This is a genomic window from Pseudomonas sp. Q1 (genome assembly GCF_009935975.1).
GTDB lineage: Bacteria > Pseudomonadota > Gammaproteobacteria > Pseudomonadales > Pseudomonadaceae > Aquipseudomonas > Aquipseudomonas palleroniana.
The window spans coordinates 396,555-414,894 of record NZ_QODI01000001.1 but is presented as its reverse complement, the minus strand read 5'-3'; the positions used below and the strand labels follow the sequence as shown (position 1 = coordinate 414,894).

Genomic DNA, 18,340 nt, shown 5'->3' with positions numbered 1-18,340 from the left:
TAGGCTCAGCCACTGTGTCGAGGGATTTCACACTGGCCATGCTTGCAGCGCTCACACTCCTCGCAGAACGGCGCGCTGCGTTTCAGGCTGGCCACTTGAGCGCGACTCAACGGAGCGGGTATTACCGCCAGCAGCGTTGCCTTTATGCCCGGTAGCAACGGCGCAACAGCGGGAACCGGCGCCCCGCCAAGCTGGATCGGCACACTGCTGAATATGCCGCCCGCTGAAACCGTGATCGATTGGCCGCCCGCCTGAATCGTCACGCTGGCACCGGCATCGATCACGACACTCTGCCCGGCGCCGATCTGAACGGTCCGCCCAGCCTGTATTTGCTGCGAACCACCGACCACCAGATGATCATCCTGCTTGAGTTCAGTCAGGCGGTTACCGTGGGTGATGCGCTGCTCTTCGCCCTGCAATTCATGGTGCGACTCGCCGCCCACCGTTATCCGGCGCAGGTTATCCACCTGCACCTGCTGATCATGCAGCACATGCTCAGTCCAGTCCCGCTGGGCGCGCAGGTAGATCTCCTCGGCCCCCTTGCGGTCTTCGATACGCAGTTCGTTGTAGCCACCCCCGCCTGGGCTGCTATGGCTGCGCAAGATACTGCGGGTCTTGTCCGCCGGCAGTTCGAGGGGCACCGGCGTCGCCGCGTTGGGCAGGCAACCCATGACCACCGGCATATCCAGGTCGCCATTGACGAAGCCCACCAGCACCTCCATGCCGACCCGCGGGATCAGCACCGAGCCATAACGATCATGCGCCCAGGCACTGGCCACCCTCAGCCAGCAGCTGGAGTGGTCGTTGTGTTCTCCCGTACGATCCCAGGCCATTTGCACTTTGACCCGGCCATACTCGTCGCAATGGATTTCGCTGTCGTCAGGCCCGGTGACCACCGCATGCTGATACCCGGAAATACTCGGGCGTGGCTGCTCCGGCAGCGGCGGCCGGAAAATCACGTCCCAGGGTGCCGCCCTGAATTCATTGCGATACCCCTGGCGCAAATCCCCGCCTGCCACCTCGACCACCGCTTCCTCAAGCACCTGGGGCTGCCTGCCTTCGTGCGTGACCCGCGTCACCAGCCACAGGTCGTTCCAGTCGTCACGAGGGTGCCCGCTCAATTTGAGGAAACGGCCACTGACCAACGCCGGCTCATCAGCTTGGCCATGGGCGACGCGGTAGTCGCTGCGATGCCGCTCCAGCCTCTGCTGCGTCAGGCATTTGCCATGGGAACGGTCGGAAAATTGGCCGGGAAAACCCTGCTCCAGCAGCCGAGGAAGCTGCTCGCCAGCCACTTCACTCTCCAACGTCAGGCGTGGTTTACGGAAGTCGTAGTCGCGCAGGCTGACCGCAGTAGTGCGGGTTTCCAATTGCACGGTCATGCGCCTGACCACCGGCGTATCCGCCACCATTCCGGAACCGGGCATGTAAGCGGTGGACTGTTCGGCCTGGGTAAACACCGTCTGGTCATCACCGAACACCAGCAGGTGCCCTGCGGGCGAATGCTGGAAGTGATAGTGAATGCCCAACTCGGCGCACAACCGCTGGATGAATGCCAGGTCGGTCTCACCAAACTGCACGCAGTACTCACGCGCAGGGTAGGTACCGCTGAGTTGGAATTTGAACCGGTCACTCTGGATGCCCTGCACCTCCAGCACTTGCGCAACGATCTGCGGCACTGTCAGGTGCTGGAAGATGCGCTGGTGACTGCTGTGTTTCAGGTACGCCAGTTGCGGCACCAGGCTGACCTGATAACGCGTGAGACGCCGCCCGGAGTCACCTTGTGCCACCCGGTAAACCAGGCCGTGGACGCCATGCCCCTGGTCATCAAACCCGAGATACACCTGGCGATGCAGCAGACTTTCCAGGTCGAGATCAGGTTGCTCGCTGACCAGTTCAAGGTTGAAACGGTAGGGCTGGCTGATGGCTTCGGTCCCCTTGAACTCCAAGACCTTGAGCTCACTGGGCTCCCCATCAAGGGTGAGGGTAAAAGCACTTTGATTAGCAGGAGCGAACATCCGGTGTTTCTCTGCGGGAAGTAGGCGGATGATTCTGCACCACTGTTCTACCCCGCTGAGCACAGCCTGGATAAATCAGTAACGCCCTACATGTACACGCCCGAATCTTCTTCGGCCCTGCGAAAATCACGCGCAAAAAAAGGCCCGCCATCCGTAGGACGCGGGCCTCTTTTTCAATTCAGCGCAGGCTCAACACCTGACGAATCACTTGTTGAGGTTGTAGTCTTTTTCCGCAGCATTAAAACGCTCGACCATACCTGCGGTCGGTGCGCCCAGCTTGCTCACGAAGTAGATCGCGAGGCTGGCGAAGATAAAGCCCGGGATGATTTCGTACAGGCCGAGCAGGCTGAAGTGTTTCCATACGATGACGGTGATCGCACCAACCAGGATACCGGCCAGTGCGCCGTTGCGGGTCATGCCTTTCCAGATCACCGAGATCAGTACCACAGGCCCGAATGCTGCGCCGAAACCGGCCCAGGCATAGCTCACCAGGCCCAGCACGCGGTTGTCCGGGTTGGCGGCCATGGCGATGGCGATCAGGGCCACCAGCAGCACCATGGCACGGCCGACCCAGACCAGTTCCAGCTGGGACGCATTTTTACGCAGGAAGGTCTTGTAGAAGTCTTCGGTCAAGGCGCTGGAGCACACCAGCAACTGGCAGCTCAGGGTACTCATCACCGCCGCGAGGATGGCCGACAGCAATACACCGGCAATCCATGGGTTGAACAGCAGCTTGGCCAACTCGATGAACACACGTTCGTGGTTCTCGGTCACTGGACCTGCCACCTCCGGATGCGCCGAGAAGTAAGCGATACCGAAAAAGCCCACCGCCACGGTGCCACCCAGGCACAGGATCATCCAGGTCATGGAGATGCGACGCGCCTTGGCGATCGACTTCACCGAATCGGCCGCCATGAAACGCGCGAGGATATGCGGCTGGCCGAAGTAGCCCAGGCCCCAACCCATCAGCGAAACGATGCCAATGAAGGTAGTGTTCTTCAGCATATTGAAGTTGTCGGGATTCTTGGCTTCGATGGCCAGGAAGGTGGTGTCGACGCCACCGGTGGCCAGCAGCACGATGATCGGCGTGAGGATCAGCGCAAAAATCATCAGCGTGGCTTGCACGGTGTCAGTCCAGCTGACGGCCAGAAAACCACCGACAAAGGTGTAGGCAATGGTCGCTGCAGCGCCGGCCCACAGGGCGGTTTCGTAGGACATGCCAAAGGTGCTTTCGAACAGGCGGGCACCGGCCACAATGCCGGACGCGCAATAGATGGTGAAGAACACCAGGATCACTACCGCAGAGATGATCCGCAGCAAGCCGCTTTTATCTTCGAAACGGCTGGAGAAATAGTCCGGCAGGGTCAGGGCATCGCCGTTGTGTTCGGTTTGTACGCGCAGGCGACCGGCCACGAACAGCCAGTTCAGGTAAGCACCGACGATCAGGCCGATGGCGATCCAGCTTTCCGAGAGGCCCGACATGTAGATCGCGCCCGGCAAACCCATCAACAACCAGCCGCTCATGTCGGAAGCGCCGGCCGACAGAGCCGTCACCACGCTACCGAGGCTGCGACCGCCAAGGATGTAATCGGAAAGGTTGTTGGTGGAGCGATAGGCCATGAAGCCGATCAGTACCATTGCTGCGATGTAGATCACGAACGTGATCAGGGTTGGATTGCTAACGCTCATAAGAGTGACGCCCTGGCTTTGTTTTTATGTAGCGGCGGTCTGTCAGACGGCTACCCAGTGTTAACCGGGTAGACGAAACTGCGTGCCGCGCATTTATGACTGGCGTTTCCCCAGGAAAGCCGCCAGCCGATGAACCGAACCTTGGAGGTGGTTGCACCTTGGTCGCGAATGCTATGCAACAAAGCAAATAAGGTGCAACCAGTTTCGCGAGAATAAGTTGCACCCAGACATGTATTACGCCAAACACCGCGTTTTTGCTCCCTTTCGGAGCAAAAACAGCCGACATTATAATAAAACGCACCAAGAAGAAGCGGATTCCGCTGAGGGCCGATTTTTTCTCAAGAACCTTCAAAAATTTCCTGAACAAAAGGGTTGCACCCGGTTGCACCTCCTCATGGGCAAAGCTAATCTTGGCGCCAGCAGATGCCACTCGGTAGTGGCACCCATGAGGATAAAAAGATGGCAACGACCACCCTTGGGGTCAAACTCGACGACCCGACCCGCGAACGCCTGAAGGCTGCCGCGACCTCCATTGATCGCACGCCGCACTGGCTGATCAAGCAGGCGATTTTCAATTACCTGGAGAAACTCGAGGGTGGTGCAACCCTGACCGAGCTCAATGGCTTGGGCAGCAAGGACGTTGAAGAGGCCGGCGAGATCCAGACCGATCACGCCCACCAGTGCTTCCTGGAGTTCGCCGAAAGTATCCTGCCGCAGTCGGTACTGCGTGCGTCGATCACCGCTGCTTACCGCCGCCCGGAACCGGAAGTGGTGCCCATGCTGATCGAGCAGGCACGCCTGCCGGCGCCGATGGCCGAAGCCACCAACAAACTGGCCGCCTCGATTGCCGAAAAACTGCGCAATCAGAAGAGTGCCGGCGGCCGTGCCGGTATTGTTCAGGGCCTGCTGCAAGAATTTTCCCTGTCGTCCCAGGAAGGCGTGGCCCTGATGTGCCTGGCCGAAGCGTTGTTGCGCATCCCGGACAAGGGCACCCGTGACGCGCTGATCCGCGACAAGATCAGCACCGGCAACTGGCAGCCGCACCTGGGCAACAGCCCGTCGCTGTTCGTCAACGCCGCCACCTGGGGCCTGCTGCTGACCGGCAAACTGGTCTCCACCCACAATGAAGCCGGCCTGACTTCATCCCTGAGCCGCATCATCGGCAAGAGCGGCGAACCGATGATCCGCAAGGGCGTCGACATGGCCATGCGCCTGATGGGCGAGCAGTTCGTCACCGGCGAGACCATCGCCGAAGCCCTGGCCAATGCGAGCAAGTTCGAAGCCAAGGGCTTCCGTTACTCCTACGACATGCTCGGCGAAGCCGCACTCACCGAGCATGACGCCCAGAAGTACTTGGCCTCGTACGAACAAGCTATCCATTCCATCGGCAAGGCGTCTCACGGCCGTGGGATTTATGAAGGGCCAGGCATCTCCATCAAGCTTTCGGCCCTGCACCCGCGTTACAGCCGCGCTCAGTACGAGCGTGTGATGGACGAGCTGTACCCGCGCCTGCTGTCGCTGACCCTGCTCGCCAAGCAATACGATATAGGCCTGAATATCGACGCCGAAGAAGCCGACCGCCTCGAGCTGTCCCTGGACCTGCTGGAACGCCTGTGTTTCGAGCCGCAACTGACCGGCTGGAACGGTATCGGTTTTGTGATCCAGGCCTACCAGAAGCGTTGCCCGTATGTGATTGACTACGTTATCGACCTGGCGCGCCGCAGCCGCCATCGCCTGATGATCCGCCTGGTGAAAGGCGCGTACTGGGACAGCGAGATCAAGCGCGCCCAGGTCGAGGGCCTGGAAGGCTACCCGGTGTACACCCGCAAGGTGTACACCGACGTTTCCTACATTGCCTGCGCACGCAAACTGCTGTCGGTACCGGAAGTCATCTACCCGCAGTTCGCTACGCACAACGCTCATACACTGTCGGCCATCTACCATATCGCCGGCCAGAACTATTACCCTGGCCAGTACGAGTTCCAATGCCTGCACGGCATGGGCGAGCCGCTGTACGAACAGGTTGTGGGCAAGGTTGCCGATGGCAAGCTGAACCGTCCGTGCCGCGTGTACGCACCGGTCGGCACCCACGAAACGCTGCTGGCTTACCTGGTACGTCGCCTGTTGGAAAACGGCGCCAATACCTCCTTCGTCAACCGCATCGCCGATCAGTCGATCTCGATTCAGGAGCTGGTGGCTGACCCCGTGGCCAGCATCGAGCAAATGGCCACGCTGGAAGGCGGTTTCGGCCTGCCGCACCCGCGTATTCCGTTGCCACGCGACCTGTATGGCAGCGACCGCGCCAACTCCGCCGGTATCGACTTGGCCAACGAACATCGCCTGGCGTCGCTGTCCTGCGCCCTGCTGGCCACGGCCCACAACGACTGGAAAGCCGCGCCGATGCTCGGTTGCGCGTCCAGCGAGCAAGCGACAACGCCGGTGCTGAACCCCGCCGACCTGCGCGACGTCGTCGGCCAGGTCCAGGAAGCCACCGTTGCAGACGTCGATAACGCCATCCAGTGCGCGATCAACGCCGGTCCGATCTGGCAGGCCACTCCGCCTGCCGAACGTGCCGCGATCCTGGAGCGTGCCGCCGACCTGATGGAAAGCGAGATCCAGCCGCTGATGGGGCTGCTGGCCCGCGAAGCCGGCAAGACCTTCGCCAACGCCATCGCCGAAGTGCGCGAGGCCGTGGATTTCCTGCGGTATTACGCGGTGCAGGCACGCAACGATTTCACCAACGACGCCCACCGCCCATTGGGCCCGGTGGTGTGTATCAGCCCGTGGAACTTCCCGCTGGCCATCTTCAGTGGCCAAGTTGCCGCCGCACTGGCGGCGGGTAACCCGGTACTGGCCAAGCCTGCCGAGCAAACCCCGCTGGTGGCCGCACAAGCCGTGCGCATCCTGCTGGAAGCCGGCATTCCGGAAGGTGTGCTGCAACTGCTGCCCGGTCAGGGCGAAAGCGTGGGCGCCCGCCTGGTGGGTGATGATCGCGTCAAAGGCGTGATGTTCACCGGTTCCACCGAAGTGGCGCGCCTGCTGCAACGCAATGTCGCCGGCCGCCTGGACCCCCAGGGCCGCCCGATCCCGCTGATCGCCGAAACCGGTGGCCAGAACGCGATGATCGTCGATTCCTCAGCCTTGACCGAACAAGTGGTCATCGACGTGGTGTCCTCGGCCTTCGACAGTGCCGGTCAACGTTGCTCGGCCCTGCGCGTACTGTGCCTGCAGGAAGATTCGGCAGACCGCGTCATCGAAATGCTCAAAGGCGCCATGGCTGAATGCCGTCTGGGCAACCCGGAACGCCTGTCGGTGGATATCGGCCCGGTGATCGACGCCGAAGCCAAGGCCGGCATCGAGAAACACATCCAGGCCATGCGCGACAAAGGCCGCAACGTGTACCAAGTGGCCATCGCCGACGGCGAAGAGATCAAGCGCGGCACCTTCGTGATGCCGACCCTGATCGAGCTGGAAAGCTTCGACGAACTGCAACGCGAGATCTTCGGCCCGGTGCTGCACGTGGTGCGCTACAAGCGCAAGGAAATCGACCAGCTCATCGGCCAGATCAACGCTTCGGGCTACGGCCTGACCCTGGGCGTGCATACCCGTATCGACGAGACCATCGCCAAGGTGATCGACAACGTCAATGCCGGTAACGTCTACGTCAACCGCAACATCGTCGGCGCCGTGGTCGGCGTGCAGCCGTTCGGCGGCGAAGGCCTGTCGGGCACCGGCCCGAAAGCCGGTGGCCCGCTGTACCTGTACCGCCTGCTGTCGACACGTCCGACCGATGCGATCGAACAATCCTTCGTGCGTGGCGATGCACTGGCCGCACCGGACGTGCGCCTGCGCGATGCCATGAGCCAACCGCTGACCGCCCTGAAAACCTGGGCCGACAGCAATAAGTTCAGCGAACTGAGCGCCCTATGCACTCAATTCGCCGCGCAGTCGCAAAGCGGTATCACCCGCCAACTGGCCGGCCCGACCGGCGAGCGCAACAGCTACGCCATCCTGCCTCGCGAGCACGTGCTGTCGCTGGCGGAGGTGGAAGGCGATCTGCTCACTCAACTGGCGGCGGTAATGGCGGTAGGCGGTTCGGCGGTATGGCCGGAAACTGGCCTGGCCAAGGCCTTGTTCCCACGCCTGCCGAGGGAGATTCAGGCGAAGATCAAGCGCGTGGCCGACTGGACCAAGGACGAAGTCGTATTCGACGCCGTTCTGCACCACGGCGACTCCGACCAACTGCGTGCGGTGTGCCAGCAAGTGGCCCAGCGTGGCGGCGCGATTGTCGGGGTGCAGGGTTTGTCGCAGGGTGAGACGGCGATTGCGCTGGAGCGCCTGGTGATCGAGCGTGCATTGAGCGTCAACACCGCGGCGGCAGGCGGTAACGCCAGCCTGATGACTATCGGCTAACCACCTCTGATCGTTCCCGCGCTCACACGCGTGGGAGCGATCCATGGCCGCTACCTGTTATTTCTAACAGCTATCCAACTCGTTTCATCCGTCTTAGAGTCTTGGCTCCTGAAGGGAATTTTGCAGTCTTTTGGGGAACACTAATCAAGGAGAGAGTGTGATGACCACAAAAGTTAGCGATGCAACTCGTAAAGCCAGTGTAATTACCGGCGAAATTTCCAACCAAGAGTTCATCAGGAGTGCAAGAATCGGCGAGCACATTCTGACGAAAAACAATCTCTTAAGAATTGTCGATAAGATTTACACTAAAAAATCTGATGGTAATGTCACGGTAGATATCTGGACAATCTGACTGCTCCACGGTCGCGCTCCTCAGCCTGAGGAGCGCAACCCTTATAAATCCCAACATCTTCCAGCTTCCGCTGTTCTGCCCCTCCATCACCCAAATCAATCTTGCTATCCAGCCTCCATTCGCGCACTTAGACTCAGGCCAATTCCTCCAAAGGTAACCCGCCATGTCCGAGTCGCTGCTCAGTTCCCGCAACCTGGCTTTCGAGCTGTACGAAGTCCTCGATGCCGAGGGCCTGACCCAGCGCGAGCGATTTGCAGAGCACAACCGCGAGACATTCGACTCCGCGATCGGCACGGCGCGAAACATCGCTGAAAAGTACTTTGCCCCCCATAACCGCAAGAACGATGAAAACGAGCCGCGCTATGCAGACGGTGCGGCAATTCTGATTCCGGAAGTGAAACCCGCCGTGGATGCCTTCCTCGAAGCCGGCTTCCTCAATGCCGCCCGTAGCTTCGAGGCCGGCGGCATGCAACTGCCCACTCTGCTGTCTCAAGCCTGTTTCGCGCATTTTCAGTCAGCCAACGCGGCGTCGACGTCCTACCCGTTCCTGACTATGGGCGCCGCCAACCTGATCGAAAGCTTCGGCACCGAAGAACAGAAACAGCGCTTTCTGCAGCCGATGATCGACGGCCGCTTCTTCGGCACCATGGCCCTCACCGAGCCCCACGCCGGCTCGTCGCTGTCGGATATCCGCACACGCGCGGAACCTGCCGCCGACGGCACTTATCGACTCAAGGGCAATAAGATTTTCATCTCCGGCGGCGACCACCCGCTGTCGGAAAACATTGTGCACATGGTGCTGGCCAAGCTGCCGGATGCGCCGCCCGGGGTGAAAGGCATTTCGCTGTTTATCGTGCCCAAGTTCCTGGTCAACGACGATGGCAGCCTCGGCGCGCGCAACGATGTGCTGCTGGCCGGGCTGTTTCACAAAATGGGCTGGCGCGGCACCACTTCCACTGCGCTCAACTTCGGCGATAACGGCAACTGTATCGGTTATCTGGTGGGCAAACCGCACCAGGGCCTGAGCTGCATGTTTCAGATGATGAATGAGGCACGCATCGGTGTCGGCATGGGCGCCGTGATGCTCGGGTATGCCGGTTACCTGTACTCACTGGAATATGCGCGTGAGCGCCCGCAGGGCCGCCTGCCCGATAGCAAAGATCCTACGACAGCACCGGTCTCGATCATCCAGCACGCCGACATCAAGCGCATGTTGCTGACCCAAAAGTCCTACGTGGAAGGCGCCTTCGACCTTGGCCTCTACGCCGCACGGCTATTTGACGACACCACCACTCTGGAGACCGAGGCCGAGCGCAAGCAAGCCCACGAGCTGCTGGATTTGCTCACGCCTATCGTCAAATCCTGGCCGTCGGAGTTTTGCCTCAAGGCCAATGAACTGGCGATCCAGATTCTCGGGGGCCACGGCTACACCCGTGAATATCCGGTTGAGCAGTATTACCGCGACAACCGCCTGAACCCGATCCACGAAGGGACCCATGGCATTCAGTCCCTGGACTTGCTCGGGCGTAAATTGGCGCAGAACGGTGGTGCGGGTCTCAAGCAGTTGATTCGATTGATCGCCGAGACGGGCGCACGGGCAGAGGCCTATCCGTCACTGAACGCATTGCGTGAGCCACTGGAACACCTGGTCAACCGCTTGCAAAGCGTGACGATCGGCCTGCTGACGGATCTGGCCCAAGGCAAGGTCAACAGCAGCCTGGCGAACTCGGCGCTGTATTTGAAAGTGTTCGGGCATACGGTGATTGGCTGGCGCTGGCTGGAACAGGCGATACGCGCCGAGGAAGGGCTGGCCAAGGGGAATGCGGCCGACGTCGCCTTCTATAAAGGCAAGCTCCAGGCTGCCCGGTACTTCCTGACCTGGGAAGTGCCGAGCTGCCATCATGAACTGGCGATTCTGGAGGCACGCGACGATACGTGCCTGGGGATGCAGGATGACTGGTTCTAGGGCTGGATGGCCTTGGAAATCACTTCGACCGTGGCGCTGACTTGCTCTTGGTAACGGTCGAGCTCCTGCTGGTGACGCTGTTGCATTTCGATCTGCTCGGCGCACAGGTTCAGCGCGGCCAGTACCAATAATTTGTCACCGATCAGGGTCGGGTACTTTTTCTTGGTGGTGGCCAACGAGGCCTTGAGCAGGGTCACGGCGTGCATCAGGGTTTGGTCTTCCCCGGCCGGAGCCTTGATCGAGTAATCCTCTCCGAGAATCGAAACGACCTTTATCCCTTCACTCATGCGCTGACAGGCCCTGCGCTCACACGCTCAACCAACGCCTGGATGCGAGCGGCGGTGGCGCCGTGCTTTTCTTCCTGTTCCATCAGGCTCAGTTGCAGGCTGTCGTTTTCGTCCTTGGCGCGGGCCAGTTCCGCCTTGAGGGACTCGTTGCTGCCCAGCAGGTCCTGGTTCTGCTGTACAAGGTCGCTGACCAATTGTTCCAATTGACTGAGAGATGCTTCTAACATTTTGATTTCTCGGGCTTTTAAAAGGGCGGTGACGATAAAGAAAATTCACCTCGGATGCCAGGCTTATCCCCGGCGCGCAGCCCGTTTTTTAAGGGCCGGGCCGCACTTTCGGAGCCTTAGTGACTGCAATTCCCCCATCTGGTTCCTGAATCGGTTTAACCCCTCGTCCGATGCGACAAAAGCGCGCACGCCCTTAAGACTTTAGTCGCATGGCCGATAGCCGATATATACCCGTCTAAAGACCGCATGGATCGCGCTTCTTCCCAGGATTCCCGCATGTCTCTCCGTAATATGAATATCGCTCCGAGGGCCTTCCTCGGCTTCGCGTTTATTGGCGCACTGATGTTGTGTCTGGGCGTGTTCGCCTTGAACCAGATGAGCAAGATCCGCGCAGCCACCGAAGCCATCACCCTGAGCAGCGTGCCGAGCATCCGCGCCCTGGACGAGTTCACCCAACTGACCCTGCGCCTGCGAGTGCTGTCGTACCGCCTGCTGACTAACCGCGAGCCGGACGTGCAGCAAAAGACCCTGGATGCCTTCGACCTGCGCAATCAGCAGATCCGCACAGCCCAGGCCGTCTACGAAAAGCTGATCAGCAGCCCTGAAGAACGCAATGCCTACGAGGAGTACGTACGCCTGCTGGGCCAGTACCACCAGATTGAAGAACGCATGAAGAGCCTGTCGCGCGCCAATCAGATCGAAGCCCTGCGCGACCTGCTGAACACGCAATTGTTGGACAACTCCGAGCAGGTCAATGCCGTGTTGACCCGCCTGCTGGACATCAATAACAACGATGCCAATGCCGCCAACCTGCAAGCCAAAAACCAGTACGACATGGCCTTTGACCTGGTAGTGGGCCTGCTGATCATCGCCACGGGGCTGACGCTGTTGTTCGCCTGGTTGCTGACCCGCAGCATCACCGTGCCGATTTCCCAGGCTCTGGAAGCGGCCGAAGAAGTGGCTGAAGGCAACCTGACCCGCCCGATCAAGGTCGACGGCAACGACGAAGCCGGCCGCCTGCTGGCCGCCATGGCCAAGATGCAGGACAAGCTGCGCGACACTCTGCAACGCATCGCCGGCTCCGCCACCCAGCTGGCGTCCGCCGCCGAAGAACTGAACGCCGTCACCGACGAAAGCGCTCGCGGCCTGACCCAGCAGAACAACGAAATCGAACAGGCTGCCACTGCCGTCAACGAGATGACCAGCGCCGTCGAAGAAGTCGCACGTAATGCGGTCAGCACCTCGGAGGCCTCGCGCAACGCCACCACGTCGGCCGGCGACGGACGTGATCTGGTACAGGAAACCGTCAGTGCCATCGAACGCATGAGCAGCGACGTGCAAGCCACCGCCACCCTGATTGGCGAGCTGGCCAACGAATCGCGTGACATCGGCAAGGTGCTGGACGTGATTCGCGGCCTGGCCGACCAGACCAACCTGCTGGCCTTGAACGCGGCGATTGAAGCGGCGCGTGCCGGTGAAGCCGGTCGTGGCTTCGCCGTGGTCGCCGATGAAGTGCGGGCGCTGGCCCACCGCACTCAGCAATCGACCAGTGAGATCGAACGGATGATCGGCAGCATTCAGACCGGCACCGGGCATGCGGTGGACTCGATGCGTAACAGCACCGAACGCGCAGAATCCACGCTGAACATTGCCAAAGGGGCAGGCATGTCCCTGGACACTATCAACACCGCGATCACCGAGATCAACGAGCGCAACCTGGTGATCGCCAGCGCAGCGGAAGAACAGGCACAGGTGGCGCGTGAAGTGGACCGTAACCTGGTGAACATTCGTGATCTGTCGGTGCAGTCGGCAACCGGTGCCAGCCAAACCAGTACGGCGAGCAGTGAGTTGTCGCGCCTGGCAGTGGATTTGAACGGGATGGTGAGCCGTTTCCGCCTCTGACTGGACACCACTGGCTTGAAAATGTGGGAGAGGGCAAGCCCTAATGCCAGTGAGTTAAATGGTGGAATGTAGAACACATCATCTGTAGTGAGCGGGCTTGCCCCGCGCTGGGTGGCGCAGCCGCCCCGAACCCAGGCACCTCGGTCCTTCTGAAATACCGCGGTATCTTTGTTGGGGCGGCGTTGCCACCCAGCGCGGGGCAAGCCCGCTCACTACAGGGAAATTGTTTGTATCGGAGCCTGCCGAAAAGCTTTTGACAGCGCAGCAATTCAACAGGTTAGAATCGCTGGCACGCAGACTGCATGGTCAGTTTGCGCCCGTCTTCCCAGCCCTGGAGTACCGCCTTTGAATGCAACGACCATCAACAGCCTGTTCTTGATCGGCGCGTTGCTGGTGGGTGCGAGCATTCTGGTGAGTTCCCTTTCGTCCCGCCTAGGGATTCCGATCCTGGTGATCATCCTGGCCGTGGGCATGGTCGCCGGCGTGGATGGCGGCGGCATCATCTTCGACAACTACCCGACCGCCTACCTGGTGGGCAACCTCGCCCTGGCCGTGATCCTGCTCGACGGCGGCTTGCGCACGCGGGTGGCGAGTTTCCGCGTGGCACTCTGGCCAGCGTTATCGCTGGCCACGGTGGGGGTGTTGATTACCACCGGCCTGACGGGCATGGCGGCGGCCTGGCTATTTGACCTGAATCTCATCCAGGGCTTGCTGATCGGCGCAATCGTCGGCTCCACGGACGCCGCCGCGGTGTTTTCGCTGCTGGGCGGCAAGGGCCTGAACGAACGGGTTACCGCCAGCCTGGAAATCGAGTCCGGCAGCAACGACCCGATGGCGGTGTTCCTCACCGTGACCCTGATCGACATGCTCGCCAGCGGCCAGACCGGCCTGCACTGGAGCCTGCTGACGCACCTGATCCGCGAGTTCGGCATCGGTGGCATCATCGGCCTGGGCGGCGGCTGGCTGATGCTGCAGATGGTCAACCGCATCAACCTGGCCACCGGCCTGTACCCGATCCTGGTGATCGCCGGCGGCCTGGTGGTATTCGCCCTGACCAACGCCCTGCATGGCAGCGGCTTCCTCGCCGTGTACCTGTGCGGCCTGGTCATCGGTAACCGGCCGGTGCGCAGCCGTCATGGCATTTTGCATATGCTCGACGGCATGGCGTGGCTGGCACAGATCGGCATGTTCCTGGTGCTGGGCCTGCTGGTCACGCCCCATGACTTGCTGCCGATTGCCCTGCCGGCTCTGGGCCTGGCGCTGTGGATGATTCTGTTTGCGCGACCGCTGTCCGTCATCGTCGGCCTGTTACCGTTCAAGGCGTTTCACGGTCGCGAAAAAGCCTTTATCGCCTGGGTCGGCCTGCGCGGCGCGGTGCCGATCATCCTCGCGGTATTCCCGCTGATGGCCGGGCTGCCCCATGCGCAGCTGTACTTCAACCTGGCGTTCTTTATCGTGCTGGTCTCGTTGCTGGTGCAAGGCACCAGCCTGCCGTGGGTGGCCAAACTGCTCAAGGTCACCGTACCGCCGGAACCGGCACCGATCTCCCGTGCAGCGCTGGAAGTACACGTCACCAGTGAGTGGGAGTTGTTCGTCTACCGCCTGGGCGCGGAGAAGTGGTGCATCGGCGCCGCCCTGCGCGAACTGAAAATGCCCGAGGGCACGCGGATCGCCGCCCTGTTCCGGGGCCAGCAACTGCTCCATCCGTCGGGTAGTACGGTGCTTGAAGTCGACGATCTGCTCTGCGTGATCGGTCACGAACACAACCTGCCGGCCCTGGGCAAACTGTTCAGCCAGGCGCCGCAACGCGGGCTGGATCTGCGCTTCTTCGGCGACTTCGTCCTGGAAGGCGACGCCCAGCTGGGCGCGGTGTCGGCCCTGTACGGCCTCAAGCTCGAAGGCATCGACCCGGACATGCCGCTGAGCAGCTTCATCACCCAGAAAGTCGGCGGCGCACCTATCGTCGGCGACCAGGTGGAATGGAACAACACCATCTGGACCGTCGCTGTCATGGACGGGAACAAGATTGGTAAAGTCGGCGTCAGATTTCCCGAAGGAAGTCGCCCGGGCCCCGGACTCTTCCTCTAAACTGCGGGGCCACAATGCCCCGATTCTTCACCTTGCTCGACCGGTCTCTATGCCAACCTTGCGCACTTATCTCGCCACTGCCCTGCTGAGCCTGACCCTGTGTGTCGGCATCGTCCATGCCGCCGAGCCGCCCAGCGCCGACGCCATCCAGCAAAGCCTGGACAAGCTGCCCGACCGCAAGCTGCCCGATGCCGATATGAAGGCGCTGCAGACCATCCTGCAACAGACCCTGACTTTTTTGGGCAACAAGCAGGATTACGAGCAGCGCCTCATCGACCTCAAGCGCCAACTGGAAGACGCTCCGCGCCAGACCAGCGAAAACCAGCGCGAACTGGTGCGGCTCAAGGCCACCAAAATCATCCCGGTGGCGCAGCGCTACGCGAGCCTGCCGGTGCCGCAGCTTGAGCAACTGCTGGTGCAACGCTCCACCCAGCAAGGCGACCTGCAAAAGGAACTGGCCGACGCCAACAGCCTGACCATCGCCGCCCAAACCCGCCCCGAACGCGCCCAGACCGAAATCAGCAACAGCCAGACGCGTATCCAGCAGATCAACGCGACCCTCAAGCTTGGTAAAGACAACGGCAAGACCCTCAGCGGCGACCAGCGCAACCAGCTGAATGCCGAACTCGCCTCCCTGAATGCGCTGATCCCGCTGCGCCGCCAGGAACTGGCCGGCAACAGCCAACTGCAAGACCTGGGCAACAGCCAGCATGATCTGGTGGTCGAAAAGACCGCCCGCCTGGAACAAGAGATCCAGGACCTGCAAACCCTGATCAACCAGAAGCGCCTGGCCCAGTCCCAACAGACGGTGACCCAGCAGTCCATCGAAGCGCAAAAAGCCGGCAGCAGCAGCCTGCTGGCCTCCGAGAGCGCAGCCAACCTCAAGCTCTCCGACTACCTGCTCAAAAGCACCGACCGCCTCAACGACCTGACCCAGAAGAACCTGGAGACCAAACAACAACTGGACACCGTGACCCAGAGCGACTCGGCCCTGGACGAGCAAATCAACGTGCTCAAGGGCAGCCTGCTGCTGTCCAAGATCCTCTACAAGCAAAAGCAGGCGTTGCCGCGCCTCACCGTCGACCGCAACCTGGCAGACGACATCGCCAACATTCGCTTGTACCAGTTCGAGGTCAACCAGCAACGCGAGCTGATCAGCACCCCCAGCAGCTATGTCGATAACCTGCTGGCCAACCAGCCGCCGGATGAAGTCACCCCGCAACTGCGCCGTACTCTGCTGGAACTGGCGATCACGCGTAGCGACCTGCTGGAGCGCCTGAGCCGGGAACTGAGCGCGCTGCTCAATGAATCCATCACCCTGCAACTGAACCAGAAACAACTGCTCAGCACCGCCAGCAACCTGCGCGCGACCCTGGATGAGCAAATGTTCTGGATCCCGAGCAACAAGCCGCTGGATACCGAATGGCTGGAAACCGTACCGGATCACCTGAGCAAGCAGATCACCACGTTGCCCTGGGCCTCCAGCGTCAGCGAACTGTATGACGGCCTGACTCAACGCCCGCTGCTGTTCCTGCCATTGCTGCTGTTGATCGGTGCCCTGCTGTGGCGACGCAAAGCCCTGTACCAGCGCCTGAACAAGGTCCACCTGGACATCGGCCACTTCAAGCGCGACAGCCAGTGGCACACACCGCAGGCGATCCTGATCAATATCCTGCTGGCATTGCCGGTTTCCCTGGGCCTGGCGTTGTGCGGCTATGCCCTGCAGATCGACGCTCGCGGGCAAAACGCCAACCTGGGCGTCGCACTGCTGCTGATTGCCCAAGCGTGGCTGGTGTTCTACACCGCCTACAGAATTCTCGCACCGGGCGGTGTGGCTGAACTGCATTTCCGCTGGGAGCGGCCTCAGGTGGCCTTTCTCCAGGGTTGGATACGCAAACTCGGGCTGGTCGTATTGGCGCTGGTTGCCGTGGTGGCCATCGCCGAACATCAACCGGCGGCGCTGGCCGACGACGTGCTGGGCATCGGCGTGGTACTGACCTGTTACGCATTGATGGCCTGGCTGCTCGGTCGCCTGCTGCTGAACAGCCCAACCCACGAAAAAGCCTCGCTGTTCCGAAAAGTCGTAGGGCTGGTGTTTACCGCCCTGCCCATCGCGCTGTTTATTGCGGTGTGCTTCGGCTACTACTATACCGCGCTCAAACTCAGCGACCGTCTGATCAACACCCTGTACCTGCTGATGCTCTGGCTGGTCATCGAGGCCACTTTCGCACGCGGCCTGGGCGTTGCCGCACGACGCCTGGCCTATGCCCGGGCCCTGGCCAAGCGCCAGGCCGCCAAGGAGGCCGGTGATGGCGAAGCCGTGATCGAAGAACCGACCCTGGATATCGAGCAGGTCAACGAACAATCCATGCGCCTAATCCGCCTGGCGTTGCTGGGCGGCTTCATTGCGGCGCTGTACTGGGTGTGGAAAGACCTGATCACCGTGTTCTCCTACCTGGACAACGTGACCCTCTACGAATACACCAGCGGCACCGGCGCCAACATCAGCATGGTGCCGATCAGCATCGGCGACCTGCTCGGCGCTTCGATCATCGTCGGCATCACCTTCGCCCTGGCGCGCAACCTGCCCGGCCTGCTGGAAGTCTTGGTGCTGTCCAAGCTGGACCTGGCCCAGGGCAGCGCCTACGCCACCACCACCTTGCTGTCGTATGTGATTGCCGGCGTCGGCTTCGTCTCTACCCTGTCCACCCTCGGTGTGAGCTGGGACAAGTTGCAATGGCTGGTGGCGGCGCTGTCGGTGGGGTTGGGGTTCGGGATGCAGGAGATTTTCGCCAACTTCATCTCCGGCATCATGATCCTGTTCGAACGCCCGGTGCGCATTGGCGACACCATTACCATCGGCAACCTGTCGGGCACGGTGAGCAAGATCCGCATCCGCGCCACCACCATTACCGACTTCGACCGCAAAGACATCATTGTCCCGAACAAGACATTCATCACCGGGCAACTGATCAACTGGTCGCTGACCGACACCATCACCCGCGTCACCCTGAAACTGGGCGTGGACTACGGCTCCGACCTGGACCGCGTGAAAGAGCTGCTGCTCAAGGCTGCCCGCGAAAACCCGCGGGTGCTCAAGGAGCCGGAGCCGCATGTGTACTTCCTCAACTTCGGCGAAAGCACCCTCGACCACGAACTGCGCATGCACGTGCGTGACCTGGGCGACCGCAACCCGGTGATCGACGAAGTGAACCGCTTTATCAACCGCGAGTTCAAGAAAGAGCACATCAACATTTCGTTCCGCCAGATGGAGGTTTACTTGAAAAACCTGCACGGCCAGGAATACAAACTGGTGGAAGTCGACCCGCCGACCCAGCCCGCCAACGACGGCGGTGTGCAAGAACCGCCGCCCAGCAAACTCGACTAACGGCGTTATC

10 protein-coding genes and 1 pseudogene are annotated in these 18,340 nt (G+C 61.0%); 7 read left to right on the top strand and 4 right to left on the bottom strand.

All coding sequences use genetic code 11. From position 1 onward, the window contains the following. Positions 1–5: 5 nt before the first annotated feature. Both DK870_RS01750 and putP read right to left on the bottom strand, forming a co-directional pair. On the bottom strand, positions 6–2,018 hold the full coding sequence (locus tag DK870_RS01750) for a type VI secretion system tip protein VgrG (RefSeq protein ID WP_161547740.1): 2,013 nt from the start codon (positions 2,016–2,018) through the stop codon (positions 6–8). 204 nt (positions 2,019–2,222) lie between these two features. Beyond that, positions 2,223–3,707 carry a sodium/proline symporter PutP gene (putP, locus tag DK870_RS01745; RefSeq protein WP_161547739.1) on the bottom strand — a complete coding sequence of 495 codons (1,485 nt, stop codon included), beginning with the start codon at positions 3,705–3,707 and terminating at the stop codon, positions 2,223–2,225. A gap of 459 nt (positions 3,708–4,166) precedes the next feature. Between putP and putA the strand changes: the two genes are divergently transcribed. The 3 genes from putA to DK870_RS01730 all read left to right on the top strand — a co-directional run bounded on the left by putA (position 4,167) and on the right by DK870_RS01730 (position 10,438). Next, positions 4,167–8,120, top strand: coding sequence for a trifunctional transcriptional regulator/proline dehydrogenase/L-glutamate gamma-semialdehyde dehydrogenase (gene putA / locus DK870_RS01740; RefSeq protein ID WP_161547738.1), 3,954 nt, complete (start codon positions 4,167–4,169; stop codon positions 8,118–8,120). A gap of 160 nt (positions 8,121–8,280) precedes the next feature. Beyond that, the gene (locus DK870_RS01735; RefSeq protein WP_161547737.1) at positions 8,281–8,472 is read left to right on the top strand and encodes a hypothetical protein; all 192 of its coding nucleotides are present in this window, start codon (positions 8,281–8,283) and stop codon (positions 8,470–8,472) included. A 163-nt stretch (positions 8,473–8,635) separates the two neighbouring features. Next, the gene (locus DK870_RS01730) at positions 8,636–10,438 is read left to right on the top strand and encodes an acyl-CoA dehydrogenase (protein WP_161547736.1); all 1,803 of its coding nucleotides are present in this window, start codon (positions 8,636–8,638) and stop codon (positions 10,436–10,438) included. On the opposite strand, the gene DK870_RS01725 is transcribed toward DK870_RS01730, so the two are convergent. Together DK870_RS01725 and DK870_RS01720 are read right to left on the bottom strand one after the other, a co-directional pair. Then, positions 10,435–10,725, bottom strand: a complete 291-nt coding sequence (locus DK870_RS01725; protein WP_161547735.1) for a cell division protein ZapA — start codon at positions 10,723–10,725, stop codon at positions 10,435–10,437. The two genes, DK870_RS01730 and DK870_RS01725, sit on opposite strands and share 4 nt — an antisense overlap. Continuing rightward, a complete protein-coding gene (locus DK870_RS01720; RefSeq protein WP_058423524.1) occupies positions 10,722–10,952 on the bottom strand; it encodes a hypothetical protein in 231 nt (76 codons plus the stop codon). Before DK870_RS01720 ends, DK870_RS01725 begins: the two co-directional genes overlap by 4 nt. A 246-nt stretch (positions 10,953–11,198) precedes the next feature. Here DK870_RS01720 and DK870_RS29895 point away from each other — a divergent pair. The 4 genes and pseudogenes from DK870_RS29895 to mscK form a co-directional block, all read left to right on the top strand. Beyond that, a pseudogene (locus tag DK870_RS29895) lies at positions 11,199–11,951 on the top strand (MCP four helix bundle domain-containing protein); the annotation flags it as partial. A 30-nt stretch (positions 11,952–11,981) separates the two neighbouring features. Further along, complete coding sequence (locus DK870_RS29890; RefSeq protein ID WP_372241628.1) at positions 11,982–12,854, top strand: methyl-accepting chemotaxis protein; 873 nt, start codon at positions 11,982–11,984, stop codon at positions 12,852–12,854. Between the two features lie 345 nt (positions 12,855–13,199). Beyond that, on the top strand, positions 13,200–14,942 hold the full coding sequence (locus DK870_RS01710) for a potassium/proton antiporter (protein ID WP_060755169.1): 1,743 nt from the start codon (positions 13,200–13,202) through the stop codon (positions 14,940–14,942). Positions 14,943–14,991: 49 nt separating this feature from the next. Continuing rightward, positions 14,992–18,330 carry a mechanosensitive channel MscK gene (gene mscK, locus DK870_RS01705; RefSeq protein WP_090367235.1) on the top strand — a complete coding sequence of 1,113 codons (3,339 nt, stop codon included), beginning with the start codon at positions 14,992–14,994 and terminating at the stop codon, positions 18,328–18,330. Positions 18,331–18,340: the final 10 nt, after the last annotated feature.